This is a genomic window from Clostridium taeniosporum (genome assembly GCF_001735765.2).
GTDB lineage: Bacteria > Bacillota > Clostridia > Clostridiales > Clostridiaceae > Clostridium > Clostridium taeniosporum.
Genome location: NZ_CP017253.2, coordinates 1,892,915 through 1,909,132 on the forward strand (window position 1 = coordinate 1,892,915; position 16,218 = coordinate 1,909,132).

Annotated in this window: 15 protein-coding genes and 1 pseudogene; 6 read left to right on the forward strand and 10 right to left on the reverse strand. The window is 26.2% G+C overall.

Going from position 1 to position 16,218, the window contains the following annotated elements:
- Nucleotides 1-20 precede the first annotated feature (20 nt).
- The 3 genes from adhE to BGI42_RS08725 all read right to left on the reverse strand — a co-directional run bounded on the left by adhE (nt 21) and on the right by BGI42_RS08725 (nt 4,688).
- On the reverse strand, nt 21-2,651 hold the full coding sequence (adhE, locus tag BGI42_RS08715; protein ID WP_069679942.1) for a bifunctional acetaldehyde-CoA/alcohol dehydrogenase: 2,631 nt from the start codon (nt 2,649-2,651) through the stop codon (nt 21-23).
- Nucleotides 2,652-3,100: 449 nt separating this feature from the next.
- Nucleotides 3,101-4,129 (reverse strand): DUF4179 domain-containing protein, encoded by a 1,029-nt coding sequence (locus tag BGI42_RS08720; protein WP_069679943.1) that lies wholly within the window; start codon nt 4,127-4,129, stop codon nt 3,101-3,103.
- A 4-nt stretch (nt 4,130-4,133) separates the two neighbouring features.
- A complete protein-coding gene (locus BGI42_RS08725; protein WP_069679944.1) occupies nt 4,134-4,688 on the reverse strand; it encodes a sigma-70 family RNA polymerase sigma factor in 555 nt (184 codons plus the stop codon).
- 444 nt (nt 4,689-5,132) lie between these two features.
- Here BGI42_RS08725 and BGI42_RS16070 point away from each other — a divergent pair, with 444 nt between their 5' ends.
- Nucleotides 5,133-5,273, forward strand: a complete 141-nt coding sequence (locus BGI42_RS16070; RefSeq protein WP_158523400.1) for a hypothetical protein — start codon at nt 5,133-5,135, stop codon at nt 5,271-5,273.
- Between the two features lie 75 nt (nt 5,274-5,348).
- On the opposite strand, the gene BGI42_RS08730 is transcribed toward BGI42_RS16070, so the two are convergent.
- Both BGI42_RS08730 and BGI42_RS08735 read right to left on the reverse strand, forming a co-directional pair.
- Entirely contained in the window at nt 5,349-6,617 is a 1,269-nt protein-coding gene (locus tag BGI42_RS08730) for a DUF4179 domain-containing protein (RefSeq protein ID WP_069679945.1), read from the reverse strand.
- A gap of 78 nt (nt 6,618-6,695) precedes the next feature.
- On the reverse strand, nt 6,696-7,976 hold the full coding sequence (locus BGI42_RS08735; protein WP_069679946.1) for a hypothetical protein: 1,281 nt from the start codon (nt 7,974-7,976) through the stop codon (nt 6,696-6,698).
- A 203-nt stretch (nt 7,977-8,179) separates the two neighbouring features.
- Between BGI42_RS08735 and BGI42_RS08740 the strand changes: the two genes are divergently transcribed.
- From BGI42_RS08740 to BGI42_RS08760, 5 genes are all read left to right on the forward strand, one after another.
- A complete protein-coding gene (locus BGI42_RS08740; protein ID WP_069679947.1) occupies nt 8,180-8,605 on the forward strand; it encodes a nucleotidyltransferase domain-containing protein in 426 nt (141 codons plus the stop codon).
- On the forward strand, nt 8,592-9,035 hold the full coding sequence (locus BGI42_RS08745; protein WP_069679948.1) for a HepT-like ribonuclease domain-containing protein: 444 nt from the start codon (nt 8,592-8,594) through the stop codon (nt 9,033-9,035). The genes BGI42_RS08740 and BGI42_RS08745 overlap by 14 nt, the downstream gene beginning before the upstream one ends.
- Before the next feature lie 192 nt (nt 9,036-9,227).
- On the forward strand, nt 9,228-9,650 hold the full coding sequence (locus BGI42_RS08750; RefSeq protein ID WP_069679949.1) for a YjdF family protein: 423 nt from the start codon (nt 9,228-9,230) through the stop codon (nt 9,648-9,650).
- A gap of 449 nt (nt 9,651-10,099) precedes the next feature.
- Nucleotides 10,100-12,013 carry an OPT family oligopeptide transporter gene (locus BGI42_RS08755; protein WP_069679950.1) on the forward strand — a complete coding sequence of 638 codons (1,914 nt, stop codon included), beginning with the start codon at nt 10,100-10,102 and terminating at the stop codon, nt 12,011-12,013.
- 163 nt (nt 12,014-12,176) lie between these two features.
- Nucleotides 12,177-12,527, forward strand: coding sequence for a PqqD family protein (locus BGI42_RS08760; protein WP_158523401.1), 351 nt, complete (start codon nt 12,177-12,179; stop codon nt 12,525-12,527).
- Nucleotides 12,528-12,668: 141 nt separating this feature from the next.
- Here BGI42_RS08760 and BGI42_RS08765 read toward each other — a convergent pair.
- The 5 genes and pseudogenes from BGI42_RS08765 to BGI42_RS08785 form a co-directional block, all read right to left on the reverse strand.
- Nucleotides 12,669-13,153 (reverse strand): annotated as a pseudogene (locus BGI42_RS08765) (response regulator transcription factor); the annotation flags it as partial.
- Nucleotides 13,154-13,171: 18 nt separating this feature from the next.
- The gene (locus tag BGI42_RS08770; protein ID WP_069679952.1) at nt 13,172-13,762 is read right to left on the reverse strand and encodes a hypothetical protein; all 591 of its coding nucleotides are present in this window, start codon (nt 13,760-13,762) and stop codon (nt 13,172-13,174) included.
- 135 nt (nt 13,763-13,897) lie between these two features.
- Nucleotides 13,898-14,584 carry a lantibiotic immunity ABC transporter MutG family permease subunit gene (locus BGI42_RS08775; RefSeq protein WP_084023867.1) on the reverse strand — a complete coding sequence of 229 codons (687 nt, stop codon included), beginning with the start codon at nt 14,582-14,584 and terminating at the stop codon, nt 13,898-13,900.
- A gap of 143 nt (nt 14,585-14,727) precedes the next feature.
- The gene (locus BGI42_RS08780; protein ID WP_069679954.1) at nt 14,728-15,468 is read right to left on the reverse strand and encodes a M48 family metallopeptidase; all 741 of its coding nucleotides are present in this window, start codon (nt 15,466-15,468) and stop codon (nt 14,728-14,730) included.
- Between the two features lie 63 nt (nt 15,469-15,531).
- Entirely contained in the window at nt 15,532-16,014 is a 483-nt protein-coding gene (locus tag BGI42_RS08785; protein WP_069679955.1) for a flavodoxin family protein, read from the reverse strand.
- Between the last annotated feature and the right edge of the window lie 204 nt (nt 16,015-16,218).

The window sequence follows — 16,218 nt, forward strand, 5'->3', positions numbered from 1 at the left end:
TTTAACTTTTATTTTAATCTTTATTTCTTTTTATTATCTTTTTTATCTGTTCCTTGTTTTTTAGGTTTAGTTCCATATGCATTTATATACATTTCTTTTAATTCTCTCATTAATGGATATCTTGGATTAGCTCCAGTACATTGATCATCAAATGCTTGCTCAACCATTTCATCTAATGTAGCATAGAATTTATCTTCACTTACACCTGCGTCTTTTATTGTCATCGGCATACTTAATTTTCTTTGTAAATCTTCAATAGCCTTAGTTAATAATTCTACCTTCTCTTCATCATTTTTTCCACCTAAATCTAGATAATCTGCAATTCTAGCAAATCTATATGTAGCATTTGGATATTTATATTGTGCAAAAGCTGCTTGTTTTGTTGGTGCATCACTTGCATTAAATTTTATTACTTCATTTATTAATAATGAATTTGCCATACCATGTGGTAGATGATGGAATGCACCTAGTTTATGAGCCATTGAGTGACAAATTCCAAGGAAAGCATTAGAAAATGCCATACCTGCCATACAAGAAGCATGAGCCATTTTTTCTCTAGCTTTAATGTTAGTTAAACCTTCATTATATGCTTGTGGTAAATATTTAAATACTAATCTTATAGCTTCTAAAGCTAATCCATTAGTAAATTCAGATGCCATTATTGAAACATATGCTTCTATTGAGTGAACTAATACATCAACACCTGCGCATGCTGTTAATCCCTTAGGAGATGTCATCATAAGTTCCGCATCAACTATAGCCATATCAGGAGTTAATTCATAATCAGCTAATGGATACTTTATTCCACTTTCTTCATCAGTTATAACAGCAAATGGTGTTACTTCTGATCCAGTACCTGCTGAAGTTGCAATAGCAACCATCATTGCTTTTTCTCCTAAAGATGGGAATTTAAATACTCTCTTTCTTATATCCATAAATCTCATAGCTAAGTCTTCAAATCTAATTTCTGGATGCTCATACATAACCCACATAATCTTAGCAGCATCCATAGCAGAACCTCCACCAAGAGAAATTATAACATCTGGATTAAAACTTAACATTTCTCTAGCTCCTGCTTTAGCAACCTTTAAAGTTGGATCTGGTTCAACATCTGAGAATATCTTATAATGGATTTTACATCTATCCAATACTTCAGTGATTTTATCAGTATACCCTAAATCAAATAATACTCTATCTGTTACTATAAATACTTTTTTCTTACCCATATCACCTAACTCTTGAAGTGCTACAGGTAAACATCCATATTTAAAGTAAATTTTATCAGGAACTCTAAACCAAAGCATATTTTCTCTCCTTTTAGCTACAGTTTTAACATTAATTAAATGTTTAGGTCCAACATTTTCTGAAACTGAGTTTCCACCCCATGAACCACAACCAAGAGTTAAAGATGGGGCTAATCTAAAGTTAAATAAATCTCCTATTGCACCTTGAGAAGCTGGCATATTTATAAGGGTTCTAGCTGTTTTCATTCTTTCACCAAATTCTTCAATTCTATCTTTACATTTTATTTCATTTGTATAAAGTATAGATGTATGACCCATACCACCTAGTATTATTAATCTATCAGCTTTATCTAATGCTTCTTTAAAAGATTTAGCTTTATACATAGCAAGTACTGGTGATAATTTTTCATGTGAAAATGGTTCTTCAAGTTCTACTGATTCAACTTCAGCAACTAATACCTTCGAGGTTTCTGGAATATTAACTCCACCCATAGCTGCTATTTTATATGCTGGTTGCCCTACTATATCAGCATTTAATCCACCTTTTTCATTTAAAATAATCTTTCTTACCTTATCTATTTCATCTGGTTTTAAAATATAAGCCCCTCTTTCAGCCAGCTCATTTTTAACCTCATTATAAACTTCATCTAATACAACAAGGGATTGTTCTGATGCACAAATTACTCCATTATCAAATGTTTTAGATAAAAGAATTGAATTAACTGCCATTTTAATATGAGCTGTTTCATCTATAATTGCTGGCGTATTTCCTGCCCCAACTCCTAAAGCTGGTTTTCCTGATGAATAAGCTGCTTTAACCATTGCAGGACCACCCGTTGCAAGTATTATGTCACAGTCTCTCATAACATTTTGAGATAATTCAACTGATGGTTCATCTATCCAACCAATTATTCCACTTGGTGCTCCTGCTTTAACTGCTGCATCTAAAACTATTTTTGCAGCTGCAATTGTAGAATTTTTTGCTCTTGGATGAGGTGATATTATTATGGCATTTCTAGTTTTTAAAGCTATTAAAGTTTTAAATATAGCTGTTGATGTAGGATTAGTTGTTGGAACTATAGCTGCTATAACACCTATTGGTTCTGCAACCTTTTCAATTCCATATGTAAGATCTTCTTCTAATACACCACAAGTTTTCATATCTTTATATTGATTATATATGTATTCAGCTGCAAAGTGATTCTTTACAACCTTATCTTCTACAATACCCATTCCTGTTTCTTCTACTGCCATTTTAGCTAACTTAATTCTATTGTCATTAGCTGCCATAGCTGCTTGCCTAAAAATTTCATCAACTTGCTCTTGACTAAAATTAGCAAATTTCTTTTGTGCTTCTCTTAACTCTTTAATTTTTTTAGTTAGTTCTTCAGGGTTTGTTACCTTCATTATTTATTCCTCCTAAAGCAAATATATTTTTTAATTTTAAGTAAAAATTATAAGACATTATTATCTTTTCTTATAAATTTTTAAATATTCCTAATTAATTTACTCTATTATTGTTCTATTATTTGCTCTTAATTATCCAAGTAAAATAAAAATTTTTTCACCATATTCCTTTTTAAAACTATATAAAAAATCTAATAGAATAATATATTTTTCTTTTATCCTTTATAATTCATTTCTTAACTTTAAAACAATATCATAATTTAAATTATCACAAATTCTTTAATAGTCTAAATTAATAGTTTAAATTCCCAAAAAATAAAAAATGTTGATATATGAGTAAGTAAAACCAGACTAAGTAAAAAATTTTCAAAATTCAATTACAATACCATTTTACCTATTTCATATATCAACCAATCTTTAAAACATCTCTTATAAAAAACCTTTAAGCTTTATTTTAGTTTAGATAAATCTATTATAAATTCTTCTCCTACTTTTTTATATTTGTTATTCATCTTTCCACTATTTTCTGGATATTTAGCTGCATATGGAGTTAGCTTTAATATTTTAGCATTTTCATTAAGGTTTCCATGTATGTTTTCTATCTTAAACAACCCATATTCTTTTTCTTGATGACGTAAAGAAAATTTGACTTTATTACCTAAATCATCAGTTCCTTTTAAACTTATATCATATGCGGATTTTGTTTGAAAATTAGATATTGATGCATAAATCTTTTGACCTAAAGAGTTATCTGTATATTTTTCCAATGTATATTCTTGACCATTTTCAAGAGTAAATTTGTTATTAAGTAATATTTTCTTAGTATCTACTTTTAATTGATCACCATTAGTCTTAAATTCAAAATTCCACTTTCCTTTTGTAAACTTATCGTTTAACATTATTCCTGAACAAGATATTTTTATATTTAAATCTCCACTTAAATCTTTATCTTTTAAAGTATAAGTTAATACTGATTGTGTAGTATAATCGTCAATATTTCCAGCACTACCACTGGCTCCAGTACTTAATTTTTTCCCATTTATATAAATATCATTATCTGCATCGTAAGACTCATACTCTTCTAATCTTTTATCAGAACTTATATTATAAGAAACTGTCATTTCATTTCCATCTAATATTACTTCATTTAATTGAACTGTTATTCCATTATAAGTTATAGCTTTATTTACAACAGTCTTATATTCATCTAAATTTCTTTCTATTCCTAAGAAGCTAGTCATATCTTCCTTTATACTTAATAATGTTGCTGCCTGAATATTACTTCCAAATACACCAATTGTTAAAATTGCAATAGCTACTGCTGCTATCATCCCTCTTTTTCTAGGCTTCTTTTTTAAAATTGATTTTTTTAAATTAGATTTTATCTTTTTCTTCTCTATATCATTAAAATCTTTTCTTTCATAATCATCTATATTTATATTTACTTCGTTTAACATAGTATATATATCATTTTTCATATTCCTACCCTCTACTTTCTAGCACCTTAAATATCTTTTGAATTTTTTTCTTTCCTCTAGACAATCTATTATAAATAACGTGTCTTTTAACACCCATTTCTTTGGTTATATCATTGATTTCTTTTTCTTCAATATATACCTTATAAAATAAATCTCTATCTTTTTCTTTTAAACAGCTTAGCATGTCCTTAATATCCGTATCTAATTCACTTTTTATAATCTCCTCATGTGTATTATCTGGAATACTTATATTTAAATCATCTATGTTCGCATATTCTAAACCTTTTAGATACTTTCTTTTATAATCAATACATTTAAATTTAGATATTCCAGCTACCCAATTTTTAAAATCCCCTTTATCTCTATCAAAACTTTTAATATTATTCCAAATTCCAAGAAATATATCATTAATACATTCGTCTTGAATACTTTGTAGATTATATAAATGCTTTTTTACTATAGATTTAATAATCCATCCATAATTATCAATAACATAATCTAAAGCTTTTTCATTTTTCTTCATTAACTCAAAAATAAAGTTTTTCTCTTCGATTTTCATTTTTAACCTTCTCTCTAAAACAAGCTTGCTCTATTAATTTACACACATAAAAACACATACTGATTTATTGTTTTTTAATGTGCTTTATCACTTACACTTAATACTTCGTTTAAAAATTAATATATCTATCAATATTTTAAATAAATTTAAATTTTAAGGTAAATTATAACATATTTAAAAAGGTGGCTACTCCATATTTAAATTGACAATAAACAATTAAAGTATAAATCTCTCTATTTAGGTTTTGTAATCCTTTCATACTTTAAAAATTCTATAATTTTCTTTACAAATAAAAATAGAGGTATATTAAATTCTACAACATATCCTCTCCTTAAAAACTCATTATATCTTATTTATTTATTTAATTGACATATTAACCAACAAAATGTAAACTTGTAAAATAAATATAAGTAAATAGGATATTATTATACTGCACAAAGAATCATGAATTTAGTTAATACATTAATGCTTACTTTAGTTACAGTATCACTACCTAGACTATCAAATTACTTGGGAAACGATTCAAAAGATGAGTATTTAATATTACTTAAATTAATAAACTATTATGTAAATTTAGATTTTTAAAAAAACTGTATAATATATAAAAATAGAGCTATACTAATTTCACTTAATCAAGTTTAGTATAGCTCTATATTTTAGTTATTTAGATATCTCTACTTCATTACCTATTTCATATTTATCTATTTCACTTGTAGTACAATCAAAATGAATTTCTTTTAATTTATTATCTTTAACATTTCCAAATTCTACAATATACCCAAGTTCATCATTTGGATTCTTATAAAAACTCATATATTTACTTCCATCATAGGTATTATTAAAACTCTCAGTCTCTTTATTTGGTTCATCATACATAACCATATTACTTGCCATTAAAAATCCTGCTTTTTCTGTACTTCCTTTGCAATAAACTCTTATTTTATTATCTTTTCTTTCTATATTATATATTTCGCCTTTATTTCCGTCAGAAAATTCAAATGATTTTTTATATTTTACATTGTTTAATATTTCCTTATCTTTATCATTAAAAATATTTTCTTTATCTTTTTCATACATATTATACATTTCTTCATATGACATATGACCAACTATTGGAATAATACTCAAGTCATTAGTATCTTTAATCCTATCATAAGTTGCTGAATTAGCTATATATTCACCTTCTACTTCCCCATCAGATAACCAGAATCCATCTGAAGATAGTCTATACATTATATTTCCTTTTTTTAATATCAAAAAGGAATTTACCGAATCTTTTTCTTCATTATTTTTTTCATCATAAGTCCCACTACATTTAAATCTAGTTCCCACAACATTTGATTCTAGTTCATCTAAAACTAAATTAAACTCTGGTATTTTAGTAGCTATTTTTTCTTGTATCATCTTTTTAAATGACTTTGAAAAATCTACATAAGCATCTATTCCTACATTAACTTTGTAATTTGGTAACGCAAGATCTACTCTCAGTTCTCCTTTTTCTGGAAATTTTTCTTTATCTTCATGATTTTTTCCATTCAAATGCATTATAAATGATTTATCATCTAAATAATCAAACCATATGCAACTGTTATTACTATGACTATTTCCCAAAGTTACTTCACTTATAAATTTTTCTGTTTTTTCTTTATCAATAGGCTTATCACTTTCTACCTTTAAAACTACATTTAAATTATGTTTTGTTCCAGTAACCTTATCTAAAGTTACTTTAAAACCATTTTGCTCAACACTTTTGTTTATATTAATTGAATAGTCTTTATAATCATGGCAGATTGCGTTCTTTAAAGCTACTGAATTATCATTTCCCTTATCATCTGCTAAAACTTTTACTTGTCCTATACTTAAGCTTGTTATAAATACCATACTACCAAGAACTGGACCTAATATCCTACTTAGCTTTCTATTTATCATTAAACTCTCTCCCTTTTAAATTTAACTCTACTCATTAAAAGCTTATAAACTTATAAATAGAAACCAATAATATCTAAATTATTTAGATATCTCTACTTCATCACCTAATTTAAATCTATCTATTTGACTTATGGCAGAATAAATATCTAAATTCAATATTTTATCCTTATCTACATTATTAAATTCCACAATATAACCAAGATCTTCATTTTTATCCTTATAAAAGCTCATATGTTTATTATAATCATACATATCATTTAATCCAACATTAGAATCATCAAATTCATAATTCATATACATATTGCTTGCCATTAATAAACTTTCTTTTTGTGAATTTCCTTTGCAATATACTTTTACTATATTGTCTTTTCTTTCTATATTATATATCTCTCCCTTAGTGCCATCAGAAAATTTAAATTCTTTTAAATATTTAACATTATTAAGTGTTTCTTTACTAGAATCTAGTTTTTCATAATATTCCATTATATTATTATCATAAGTTTTGTTTACTTCATCATAAGACATATCACAGTTTACTGGTATTATACTAAAGTCATTTTCATCTTTAAGCTTTGCATACGTTACAGCTTCTGCTCTATAACTTCCTTCACTTTCTTTGTCATTAAAAGAATAATTTCCTGCTGAGCTAGTTTTGTACATTCTATCTCCTACTTTTAATATCATTGATGAACCTATAGTATCTTCTTTATCCTGATCTCTTTCTGCGCAATGTGATGTATACTTAAGTTTAGTTCCCATAATATCAGCTTCTAATTTATTTAGTGTAAGGTTAAGTTTTGGAACGTCTACAGATATTTCTTTTTCCAATGTATTTCTGAACGATTCTGAAAAATCCACATATGCATCTATTCCTGCATTAATCTTATAACTTGGAATTGCTATATCTACTCTCAAATCGCCTTTTTCTATATATTCTGCATTCTCAATTTCCTCTGTTATATTAATTAATGCTGTATTATCATCTATATATTCAGTCCATCTCGACCCACTTTTTCCAATACTTTCACCATTTTCGTTAAATGTTATTTTAGCTATTATGTCCTCCATTTCCTCTTTATCAAGAGCCTTAGCACTTTGAACTTTTACTTGTACTTTTAAAAAATGTTTTGTTCCAGTGACCTTATCTAAAGTTACTTTAAAACCATTTTGCTCAACGCTTTTGTTTATGTTAATTGAATAGTCTTTATAATCATGGCAGATTGCGTTCTTTAAAGCTACTGAATTATCATTTCCCTTATCATCTGCTAAAACTTTTACTTGTCCTATACTTAAGCTTGCCATAAATACCATAATACCAAGAACTGGACCTAATATCCTACTTAGCTTTTTATTTAGCATTAAAATTTCCTCCTTAAGATATTTAACTATTAGTTACCTTTTTTATATATTCTACCATTCATAATGCATATATACAAATTTTTACCATTCGATTGTTTCATTAGTTATAATTTATAAATCTTAAATATCAGTATATATTTTCATTAATTGCTTTATGATATAATAAAGATATATGTGATAAAATTTAATTGGAGTGATAATATATGGATAGAGTTAAATTATCTGATTGTACATTAAATTTAAGTAATCTAAAAAACATTATATGTATTGGTACTTTTGGAAGTTATAATGAAGATTGTTTTGATAAAAACAGAAGTGATATAGATATTATGATTCTATCTATTAAAGAACTAGAATGGGCAGACGAACTGGAAATTGAAGATTATTTAGTGCGTATTTTACAAAATCATTTTCAACATGATAATATACATCTAACATTTATAAATGGTTTTGTTTATCCATTTGGCGAACTACTTATAAATAGTAATGATAAAATAATTATTTTAAAAGAAAAATATTTAGATTATATCTTGGGCTATTCTACTTTTAAAAGAGATAGGGAATACTTGGAAATAATACGAGAAGAAAATTTAAAAAATTTAAAGGAGTATAGAAATGGTTTATTATAAATACAAAAAAGAAAAGTTAGAAGAAAATTTTTCTGAAAGTAAAGTTTTTTTATTTAGAATACGCGAATGTTTAGAAAGAAGTCCAAATAGTGAAGATGAAATAGTTGATGAAGCTATGATTTCTTATTTTAATTCTTTTTGCGAATTTATAATTGATATGTGTGAAACTTATTTAGTTTCTACTGATAATTTTATACCAAATAAATCTGGGCCTGACATAGTTCAATTATCTAGTGACTTTGGATTTATCTCTAAAGAAGATTCAAAGAAACTTCAAGGAATTATCAAATTAAGAAATAGATATGTACACGACTATTATCAAAGAAAGTTATCAAGAAATAGAATTTTAGATATGTGTAGAAAAGAAATGAAAACTTTAGATATGTTTCTTGAAACATCTACTGAGAAAATAACTTTAGTTTTAAAATAAAATATATTAACCTATTATAATAATATAAATATATTATTACCCTTTAAAAATTAATCTTATTGGGTAAAATTAAATATACAGAGATAAAAACACAGTCCCGGTTGATAGTCCGGGCATAGCATTTATTGCTATCAGTAACCTGCCTCCTTGGTTGTCCTTTCTTTGTTTATAATTATTTAAGGAGGAATTAACATGAACAAAGTAACGTCAAAACTAACTGTATTTTTTGAGGAACCATTTTGGGTTGGAATTTATGAATATATTTCAGATGGTACACTAAAAATTTCTAAAATAACTTTTGGACAAGAGCCTAAAGATTATGAAGTATATGACTTTATCCTAAAAAATTTGTATAGATTACGTTATAGTTCACCTATTATTACAGAATCAAATCGTGCTGAACGTAAATTGAATCCTAAACGTATGAAAAGATTGATTAATAAACAACTTAAAAATACTGGTGTAGGAACAAAATCTCAACAGGCATTAAAGTTACAGCATGAACAAAACAAATTAGAAAGAAAATCTTTTAATAAACAAAAAAAGGAAGATAAAAAGAACAGAAAATTTCAGTTAAAACAACAAAAAAAGAAAGCAAAACATAGAGGAAAATAACATCTCTAACATTTTGTTTTTAAAACCACTAAGAAATACCGTAATTATTCAATATACAAATGAATTTACGGTATTTTAAAGTTTTTCATAAAATATTTTTAAAAATCAGTTCTATAAACTTGTAAATCTTATAATTACCCTATTGAAATATAAGTTCCTTTATATCTTATTCAACAAATATCCATTTTCTATATTTTTGAATTTTTTACTAATAATAATTAACTTTTTCAAACATAAATCACCTTTTAAAATCCTATTAAAAATTTATAAATAATATGATTACTTTTACATTAAAATCCTCATTTGTTGAAAAATAGTTAATAATATGATATCATAGTTATGTTTTTATTATATAAATATCAAAAAATTGATATGAACATTATACAACCGATCAAAATTTTATTTAAATTGTTCATAATCAATTTTGCATTATATAGGGAGGAAAAATAATGGAAAAAAACAAAGAATTTAAGCCATTTATATCGGCTGATAAAGTATTACCTGAGTTTACAATTACTTCAATATTATTAGGAATACTTTTGGCTGTTATTTTTGGAGCTGCTAATGCCTATTTAGGATTAAGAGTTGGTATGACAGTATCAGCTTCAATACCAGCAGCGGTTATCTCAATGGGAGTTATAAGAATTATATTAAGAAAAGATTCTATTTTAGAAAACAATTTGGTACAAACTATAGGTTCAGCAGGTGAATCTGTTGCAGCAGGTGCAATCTTTACTCTACCTGTAATATTTATATGGATGAAAAAGTGGGGACAAGCTGCTCCTTCTCTTTTTGAAATTTCAATTATAGCATTATGTGGTGGAATACTTGGAGTATTATTTATGATACCACTAAGAAAAGCACTTATTGTTAAAGAACATGGAGTATTACCATATCCTGAAGGAACTGCTTGTGCAGAGGTTTTATTAGCTGGAGAAGAAGGTGGAACTAAAGCAACAGCTGTATTTGCAGGACTTGGTATTTCAGCTATTTACAAATTTATAGGAGATGGACTTAAAATATTTCCAAGTAGAGTTCATTATGAAATTTCTTCTTATAAAGGATCAGCAGTTGGAATGGATGTATTACCAGCTCTTATTGGTGTTGGATACATATGTGGACCTAAAATATCATCATATATGTTTGCAGGTGGTATAATAGGTTGGATTGCAATACTACCTTTAATTAGCTTATTTGGTGGAAGTTCAGTTTTTTATCCAGCAACAGTTCCAATTAGTGCATTAGGTTCATTTGAACTTTGGGCAAACTATTTAAAATACATAGGAGCAGGAGCCGTGGCTGCTGGAGGTATTATTAGTTTGGTTAAATCATTGCCTTTAATAGTCACAACTTTTATTCAAGCAATCAAAGATTTTTCTGGAAATCAATCTGATAAAAAATTATCTAGGACAGATAAAGATATACCTATGAGCATAGTTTTAATTTTAATAGTACTTACTATAATTATGATAGGATTAGTTCCAGCCGTTCCAGTTTCATTTGGTGGAGCAATATTAATTGCATTATTTGGATTCTTCTTTGCAACTGTATCATCAAGACTTGTTGGATTAGTTGGAAGTAGTAATAACCCAGTATCTGGTATGGCAATAGCTACATTACTTATAACAACTATGATTTTAAAAGCAACAGGAAATATTGGACAAAAAGGTATGCTATCTGCTATAGCAATTGGATCAGTAATATGCATAATTGCAGCAATAGCTGGAGATACCTCACAAGATTTAAAAACTGGTTATATTGTAGGATCTACTCCATATAAACAACAAATTGGTGAACTAATAGGAGTTACAATTTCTGCATTAACAATCGGTGGAGTACTTTATTTATTAAACTCAGCATGGGGATATGGATCAGCAGAGCTTCCAGCACCACAAGCAACATTAATGAAAATGGTTGTAGAAGGAGTTATGAATGGAAATCTACCATGGAATTTAGTATTTATAGGTGTAGGTATTGCAGTTGCAGTTGAAATACTTGGAATTCCGGTATTACCATTTGCTGTTGGATTATACTTACCAATTCATTTAAGTTCAGCAATTATGGTTGGTGGTATTGTAAGATTATACTTTGAAAAGAAGAAAAAAATAAGTAAAGAAAAGAGAAAAGATGCAATTGATAGAGGTATTTTATATACTTCAGGACTTATTGCCGGAGAAGGATTAGTAGGTATACTCCTTGCTATATTGGCAATAATTAATATTAATGGAAAATCAATAGGTAAAATTATAGATTTATCATCAAAAATATCTTTAGGTAATATTGGTGCTCTAATTGCATTTTTAATTTTAGTATTAACTTTATTTAAATTCTCAATTTGGAATAAAGATAAAAAACAAGCTTAACTAATAAATAATTTAAAATAAATATTTTAGTGAAAAGCGTTAAAAGATATTTTTTAGTAAGGTATATGAAAGTAAACTAGCATACTAACTAGTTATTTATTTAAAATTGCCTAATATGATAAAATATCTTTTAGCGCTATCTAAATATTAGAAGGAGATAAAGTTGAAGAAAAAAAATATAAATTATTTAGATTATGTACCAGTTAGAAATCCTAAATTTACCTGGGAATCTATAGAAAATGATATTGTAGTTGTAGAGGTAATACGAACTGGTATATTTGATAAAATAGCACAAAAAATATTTAAAGTGCCTCGAAAAAGCGAAATAAAACTAGACCAGCATGGAAGCTTTGTTTGGAATTGCATTGATGATATAAAAAATATTGGAGAAATAGCAGAAACGGTTAAAAAAAATTTTGATGATGATGATAAAGTATTCTATCAAAGATTAATTAAATTTTTTGAAATACTAAAAAACAATAAGTTTGTTATATATAAAGATTTAAATAAATGATGTTTTAAATATAATTTCTTCGTATTTGAAAATACTAAATACATAAGAAAATTAAAGTAGATAAATTTATTGAAAATATATTTATCTACTTTAATTTTTTCATATTACTATTCTTTGGCTCTATTTTAGTAGCATATTGATATATCCATAAACACTTTCATAAATTTGTTCCTTTGAAAATACTTGTCCATGATTTAATGCCAAATATTTACATATATTATATTCACTTTTTGTAAATGGAATTAATTCTTCATTATTATATATTTCTTTTGCATTTATATAAAATTTAAGTTCAGAAATATAAAAGGCATTTTGTTTTTCTCTACATTCCCTTCTTAAATGTGCATTTACTCTAGCTCTTAATTCACTTATTCCAAAAGGCTTAGTTATATAGTCATCTCCACCATAGGACAATCTACCAAATTTCTAATTTTATTACACAAAGTAAATCCATCAATTTCTGGCATCATTACATCTAATAATATTAAATCATATTTAGTATATTGGTTATATGAAATTTCATTAGCCTTAGAAACAATGGTTACTACATGTCCTTCTTTTTCTAATGCAACCTTTATAATATTTAATATTCCCACTTCATCATCTATAGCTAAAATATGTGCCACTCTTATTCCCCCTGCTTGCTATATTTCTTTAAAAGACAATTTAATTAAAACAGTATATTCATTATCTTTTAAAATATCATTTATATTACTTAATTTAATAGGAACCCCTAATGGAATATCAGTCCTAATTTCATCTCCTGAGTTAGCATAATAAATATATATATCTGTTCCAATTGTTAAATTTGCATTGTTCGTAAAAAAAGCCTTTGAATACTTGCTTAAATCTTCATCTAAATTATAGCTTCCACTAGCATAAGCCCCTTCTTTACCCGAAATAAACCTTATTTCATTGTTATGAATATTTAATCCTAATGTTTCAATTTCACTTTTTCCACTAGGTTCATCTTCCTTAAAACCTGTAATAACTTCTTCTTTTATTTTTTCTGTATTTTTATAAACTTCATAAATTAATGAAATATCATATTTTTTATCACCAGGTATATTATTTAATTTATACATTAATACTTCATTTCCTGTAAGATCTAATAAACACTCTTCTTTTTCTGATAATGGTTCATATACTAATTTTGTATTATTTTTGAATTTTTCACATCCAACAAACATTATAAATGATATTAAAGATAATAATATTAAAAGTAGTCTTTTCATATAATCTCCCTATAAACATTAATCATTTTATTATTAATATATATGCTTATCATACCAAATAAGATATAACTTAAAATATTATAATAATCTTTAAAGAAGTTACTTAAATTGTAATATTATTAAAAACTCTAACTTTTAAACATACTTTGTTCCTTCATAAGATTTAAACCAAACTACAAATGATATTGCTAATAAAATAGTTAATGCAATACTATTCTGAATCCCAACATAAAAACTTGCAAATCCATTAGGATTTATTCCATTATTTACCCAATTGATAGAAAAATAAGCTATAAGTCTTATTCCCCATGCACATGGTATCCACTGCCATATCCCCTCTCCAAGCCCTGTAATCAGCAATTCAGAAATTAAACTTTCAAATATACTAATTCCAATAGATCCACCATTTCCTAAAATAAAGCTTATCCATAAATGAAATAAGTAAAGGAAAATTTGACTTGCAAATATAATTAATACTGAATTAATATAAAAGTTTAGTGATAATTCATTTTGCTTTAAAATATATTGAAATCCGATAAAGAAAATTCCTACAGCTAATATAGTAGATAGAAATCCTGTACAAAGCAAAATAAGAATTTTACTTAAAAGGCATTTTGTCTTTCCATATTGAGTTCCTAAAATTTCTTTAAATTCTCCAGCCATAAATTCTTGCTCTACAACCATTGAAGTTGCAATACCTATTACTAAAGGAAACATTAGTGATATAGCTTCTAAATATCCTTCCACCTTGCTAAAAGTATTCCATTGTGCAAATGAAAAATACCATAAAAAAATCAACGCACCAACAACCGGTATATGAATCTTTTTGCTTTATTATATTTAATTCTAATTATAGACTGTGTTTTAGTAATGTGTTGATATATGCAAAAAAACATCTTTTTATAATCTATCTGTAACATTTAATATAAAACTATTTATCTTTATAACAACCCTTACACATCTTATTAATCTATAGTCATATTAATCCCATTTTCTTTTAAGTAATCATGATATATTTTATAATTTGGTATAACTTCTTTTACTCTATTCCAAAATTGTTTTGAATGATTTCTAAAATCCATATGACACATTTCATGCACAACAATATAATCAATTACTTCAATTGGAGCCATACTTATTCGCCAATTAAAAAAGGTTTCATTTTTTATATTTATACTGGCATATCTTCTTTTTTGCTCTTTAACTGTGACTTTAGTTATCTTGCCTTTAAATCTAGATTTATGTAAGTTTATTCTCTCTTTAACTATATTTAAAGTCTCTTTTCTATACCAACTTTCTAAAGCTTTTTTTAATTTATCATTATCATATGTATTAGTGTTTACAATAAACTTTAAATCTTGTTCTATATTTGAAGTTAAATCTACAGCAATTAAGTTTACAGATACAGTTTTAACTTTATCATTAAAAATTAAATGAAGGGGATATTCCTTTCCCAAATACATAAATGTACTTCCATTCTTGAAGTCTCTCTTCACTTTCTTATTTAACACATTTTTTAATTCTTTTCTCTTTTCAATAATCCAATTACCTTTAGAATTAACAAAATTTAATATATATTCTTTTGATATACTCATAGGAGTTATAACTTGTACTTCTCCAGTAATATCAATCTTTATACAAATAGATTTTCTTTTTCTTCGTATAATTTTAAAATCTATTTTTTCACCTTTGTACTCAAAATTCATGAAAGTTTCCTCCAAATATAATTTAAAAAGTCAGTAACAAATTTGAGTTACTGACTCTCTTATTTACATAATAATTTTATCTATCCATTTTATTGCTTTTTCTATGTTTTCATCTTTATCATTTTTAATCGGTTCAAAAAAATCAATTTCTCCTATAAAATTATTATTAGGAATTTTTTTCTTTACATTCTTAAAAAATTTTGATGCTCCACCGCCACCATGACAGGCAAATAATCCAATGTTTTTATTTTGTATGTTATACATATCTAAAAAAGTATTAAATGGTGGTGCATATGTTCCTACCCATATAGGTGTACCAATAAATATATTTTTATAATCTTCTATATTAATCTCATTATTCTTAAGCTTTGGTTTTTCTTTAAATATCACGCTTTTACCACCCCAAAGAAACTTCTTGAATCCTGAATTGAAGTAGACTTTTTCTGGCATTAATTCCAAAATATCAGCATTTAATTTTTCAGCTATAATATTAGCTATAAGCTTTGTATTTCCTTCTAATGAATAAAACACTACTAAACTTTTCATAAATAATCCCTACTTTTCACATTTATTTTAAATTTATCATAAACCTATACCATATATCAAGGTTAATGTTATAATTTAAAAAATTTAACCTTAATAATTGGATTTCTATAAAATTTTCTTTCTAAAAAAATCACCATTCACATCATTTATATAAATTTTCTAATAATGTGAACAGTGAAAATTTTGATTATAATCTAGCTGAAA